Origin of the sequence: Sulfurovum sp. (assembly GCF_041562805.1) — a bacterium.
Lineage (GTDB): Bacteria > Campylobacterota > Campylobacteria > Campylobacterales > Sulfurovaceae > Sulfurovum.
On record NZ_JBFFOH010000195.1, the window covers coordinates 1 to 4,079 of the forward strand.

Consider the following 4,079-nt stretch of genomic DNA (forward strand, 5'->3'; position numbering starts at 1 on the left):
ATCAAAGTGATCAAAGAAGATCTATTGAAAAGTACGATCGAGATCAATGAGATAGTGATCTTCTTCTCTATTATCGCCGGGATGAGCACCTACGGTTTCTGGGGAATGATATTGGGGCCGGCAATTACTTCATTTTTAATTGCAATTACTAAAGTATATATAGATTATAATCATAAAGAACAAAGTAAAATAACGACTTAAGTTAAACAAGGAACATATCATTATAAAAATACTCATTATAGAAGATGATCCAGAATTAGCACTCATCTTAACAAACTACCTTACGAAGTATGATATGGAAGTGATAGGTGCGGAAGACCCGTATATAGGGCTTTCACTTTTAACGCAGCATGAGTTTGATCTGATCATTTTAGACTTGACTCTGCCTGGTATGGATGGCTTGGAAGTGATCCCTAAAATACGTGAGATAAGTAATATCCCTATTATAATTTCTTCAGCCAGAGATGATATCACAGATAAAGTCATTGGCATGGAACGAGGCGCTGATGATTATATGCCAAAACCTTATGATCCTAGAGAACTTGTGACACGTATTAAAACGATCTTAAGACGTACTCACAGTGCGGATGAGAAAGCAGTAGAGGTAGAAGCACTTTTTGTTGCTGATCCTAAAGCCAGAGAGATCAGATTTAAAGGGCATTCATTAGAATTGACTGCGGCAGAGTATGATATCTTAGGCATGCTCTTGCAACATAAAAACGGCTCAGTCTCAAGAGAACAGCTTTTATATGAAAGTGAACATATTGATGATGACAGTTCTATTAAAAATGTAGATGTTATTATCTCACGAATACGACAGAAGATCGCGAAAGTAGATCCTGATAATATCTATATTAAACCTATTCGTGGTGTAGGATACCTTTTAACTGACAGAGTATGAGAAACTTATCTGTAACAACCTTTATCCATATACTTTTCTCTTTAGCGATCTCTATCTTGATCGCTACTTTTTTACTTTTTCTCTCCTGGGATAAAGACCGACATAAGATCGAAGAGTACAAACGTTATCAACTTATCTCCATCACTTTTCTCTCAAAACTGCAGCTTAATCCAGGGAAAGAAGCCTTGGATGCACTCTATAAAGACTTACGGGTAAAGCCAGTCATACAGAAGAAAAGCATAAACATAAAAAAACAGATAGAAACAGAAGGTGAAACAGTATTTACCGGAGGTTCTTCTTTAGGACAAGTAAGGGTATTTAAAATAGAAGATAAACATTATATCTATGTACAGCGTATGCAACACAATCTTTTATTAGAAGATGACAGAGCTGAGAATTATTATTTTGAGATCGCTATCGCCTTAGGTGTTTTTCTCATTGGACTGCTTCTGATACTTTATTTGGCTGTTTTAAGAAAGCTTTATCCTCTCAAAAAATTACATAAACAGATACAAAGATTTGCTCAAGGTGATATGCAGACACGAATCACTTATCTCTATGATGACGAAATAGGTAAGATCGCAAAAAGTTTTGATGATGCCATTGTGCATATCAATGCTTTGAGCTCTTCCAAAAACCTTTTTATGCGGAACTTGATGCATGAGCTGAAAACACCTATTACCAAAGGGCGTATCGTTGTTGAGATGATAGAAGATGAAGCAAGTAAAAAGATACTTATACGTGCCTTTGAACGTATGAATGAACTTATCTCAGAACTTGCAGAGATAGAGAGGGTGACCACACAAAGTTTTGAACCTACTTTTGAGTATGTCATGCTTGATGAAGTCACACGAAGAAGTCAAGAACTTTTGATGATGACTAAAGATAGCGTTACTATAGATGTGAAAAATATCGCTTTAGCCACAGATGTAAAACTACTCTCCTTGGCCATTAAAAATCTATTGGATAATGGTATAAAGTACAGTAAAAATAAACATGTGACCATGAGATCAGTAGGGGATAGTTTGGAGATCAGTTCTAAAGGTGAAAAACTTCAACATCCTTTGTCTTATTATGTCGAGCCTTTTTCTCAGGAAGAAAAAAGAAGTTCCGGTTTTGGATTGGGGCTTTATATTGTGCATAATATTTTGGAAAAATTAGGTTGTGGGTTAGAGTATAAATATGTAGACGGATACAATATTTTTGTGATAAGGGCAGGAGATGCCTGCCGGTTTGGCTAGCCCTTAAGCGACTCTGATATAAGTTCTAATGGATTTTTGAAGATAGTTTCTACTTCTGCATTGTTCATCGCTTCACTGAGTTGCATCCTACAAGCAGAACACTCTGCACTGACGTAGTGTGCTTTGGTCTCTTTGATCATGGCTGCCTTTGGTTTTCCTGCAGCCTCAGCAAAATGAAACTTCTCTGTTTGCATCGTTACGCCACCAAAACCACAACAACGGTTAGGATCACTCATCTCCACCATCGGATAGTTAGGTGCCAGAAGGTTACGGGGTTGCTGGTAAATACCCTGTACTTTTCTTGCATGGCAAGGGTCATGGTAGGTGACAGCTTCATCAAACTTTTTACCCTTGTCTTTGAGTATTTGTTGTAAGTCTGTGTTGTCATCCAGCCATGCTGTAGCCATATAGATCTTTTCAGCTACTTTTTTTGCACGTGTCTCCCACTCCGGCATATTGTGATTTTTGAAAAAGACTTCCCAATCATGTGTTATCATTGCTGAACAAGTCGCTTCCGGGATGAGCATAGCATCACATTCATCCATAAAGCTTTCAAAGTATTCTATGTTTTTCTTGGTCATGTATTCTACAGAGCTCATATCCCCTGTAAAATAAGCAGGCGCACCACAACAAAGTTGTTTTTTTGGGATAAAGACATCAATATTTAGTTCTTTCAGTATGTGAACCAAACTGTCCCCGATCCCTGTGTAATTATAGTTTGCCAAACATCCTATAAATAGGGCTATGCGTGTGTTCTTTTTTCCCTGAATAGGTGCAGGGATCTCTTCAGGGTAAGAGTTTAAAAAACTGGTTTTAGCCATAGATGGAAGCAACCTGCCTTTTTTAACCATAGGTAGAGAGAATCTTGCACGTAGACCTCTGTCTTTGTCATCTTGTGCTAAGGCACAGGTTTTAAACATGTATCCGAACTTCATCACAAAGTCCATGATCTTACGGTTACGTAACAGGAAGAAGAAGCCGCGTTTAAACCATGCGATACCAAACTTGTCTGCGATATCCGCACGCACTTCTTCAATGACCATATCTGTAGCCAATGAGTTAGGACAGACATCAACACAATTGGTACATAAAAAACAACTTTCAAAGATGTTTTTAGCATTTTTGTCTAATTCCAAGTGGCCTTGTTGATAGGCACCCAAAAGCTCTATGAATCCACGTGGAGATGTTGTCTCATCCGGGTTGACCTGGTGGATCGTACATACGGGGATACATTTTCCGCATTTGATGCAGTCATCACTTGTTTCAGAAAAGTTAAAAATTTCTTCGATTTTTTTACTCATTGTTTTTACAGTTTCCTCTTATACTATGTTTTCTTTCCATTTTTTAAAAGCGCTCTGACCGAAGGGATGAAGTACCCTTGGGGTGAGGCAAAAAGCGTCAATCCTCTAGAATCGCTCCGATTTTCTGGCACTAAATGCCGATACCCTCCGTCGCTAAAGCGTAAGTGGGGTGCAAGTAGGCGCGTTCGGGTCGACATTATTTATGGCGTATTATACCGTTTTCGAAAAGCTCTTTTTACTTTGTCCATACTTCTTCATATAGGCATCAAATGGCATGGCTATGTTTCGTATGAGCAGGGTACCTGTGGTGCTTACGGTTATCTTATCCTCTGTGATGCTAACCAAGTCGGCTTCAACAAACTCCTGCAGTGCTTCCAATGCATCTGCAAAGTATGTTTTGAAGTCTATGCCATGCTCCGCTTCTACTCTTTTCATATCGATGGAAAAGTTTGCCATAAGTTCCATAATGACCGCTTTACGGAGGAAGTCATCATCACTAAGGTTTACCCCTCTCTCAAAAGGAAGTCTACCTGCATCGAGTGCCGCTTCATAGACTTTCATGTCTTTGGTGTTCTGAGCATAATAATGTTCACCCTCACCAATACTGGTAAGTCCGATACCTACAAGATTTGCACC

4 protein-coding genes and 1 pseudogene are annotated in these 4,079 nt (G+C 38.7%); 3 read left to right on the plus strand and 2 right to left on the minus strand.

Annotated features, from left to right (window positions below):
* The 3 genes from ABYK33_RS14330 to ABYK33_RS14340 all read left to right on the plus strand — a co-directional run.
* Positions 1-201, plus strand: a 201-nt coding sequence (locus tag ABYK33_RS14330; RefSeq protein ID WP_373033974.1) for an AI-2E family transporter, incomplete at its 5' end; no start/stop codon positions are given.
* Positions 202-220: 19 nt separating this feature from the next.
* Complete coding sequence (locus ABYK33_RS14335) at positions 221-901, plus strand: response regulator transcription factor (RefSeq protein ID WP_373033978.1); 681 nt, start codon at positions 221-223, stop codon at positions 899-901.
* Positions 898-2,142, plus strand: coding sequence for an ArsS family sensor histidine kinase (locus tag ABYK33_RS14340; protein WP_373033975.1), 1,245 nt, complete (start codon positions 898-900; stop codon positions 2,140-2,142). Before ABYK33_RS14335 ends, ABYK33_RS14340 begins: the two co-directional genes overlap by 4 nt.
* On the opposite strand, the gene ABYK33_RS14345 is transcribed toward ABYK33_RS14340, so the two are convergent.
* Positions 2,139-3,443, minus strand: a complete 1,305-nt coding sequence (locus ABYK33_RS14345) for a (Fe-S)-binding protein (protein WP_373033977.1) — start codon at positions 3,441-3,443, stop codon at positions 2,139-2,141. The genes ABYK33_RS14340 and ABYK33_RS14345 overlap by 4 nt on opposite strands.
* A 210-nt stretch (positions 3,444-3,653) precedes the next feature.
* Positions 3,654-4,079 (minus strand): annotated as a pseudogene (locus ABYK33_RS14350) (coproporphyrinogen III oxidase); the annotation flags it as partial.

Bases quoted from the DNA above. Each gene is read 5' to 3' on its own strand.
- ABYK33_RS14340 (WP_373033975.1), top strand. From the start codon at position 898: ATGAGAAACTTATCTGTAACAACCTTTATCCATATACTTTTCTCTTTA.
- ABYK33_RS14345 (WP_373033977.1), bottom strand. From the start codon at position 3,443: ATGAGTAAAAAAATCGAAGAAATTTTTAACTTTTCTGAAACAAGTGAT.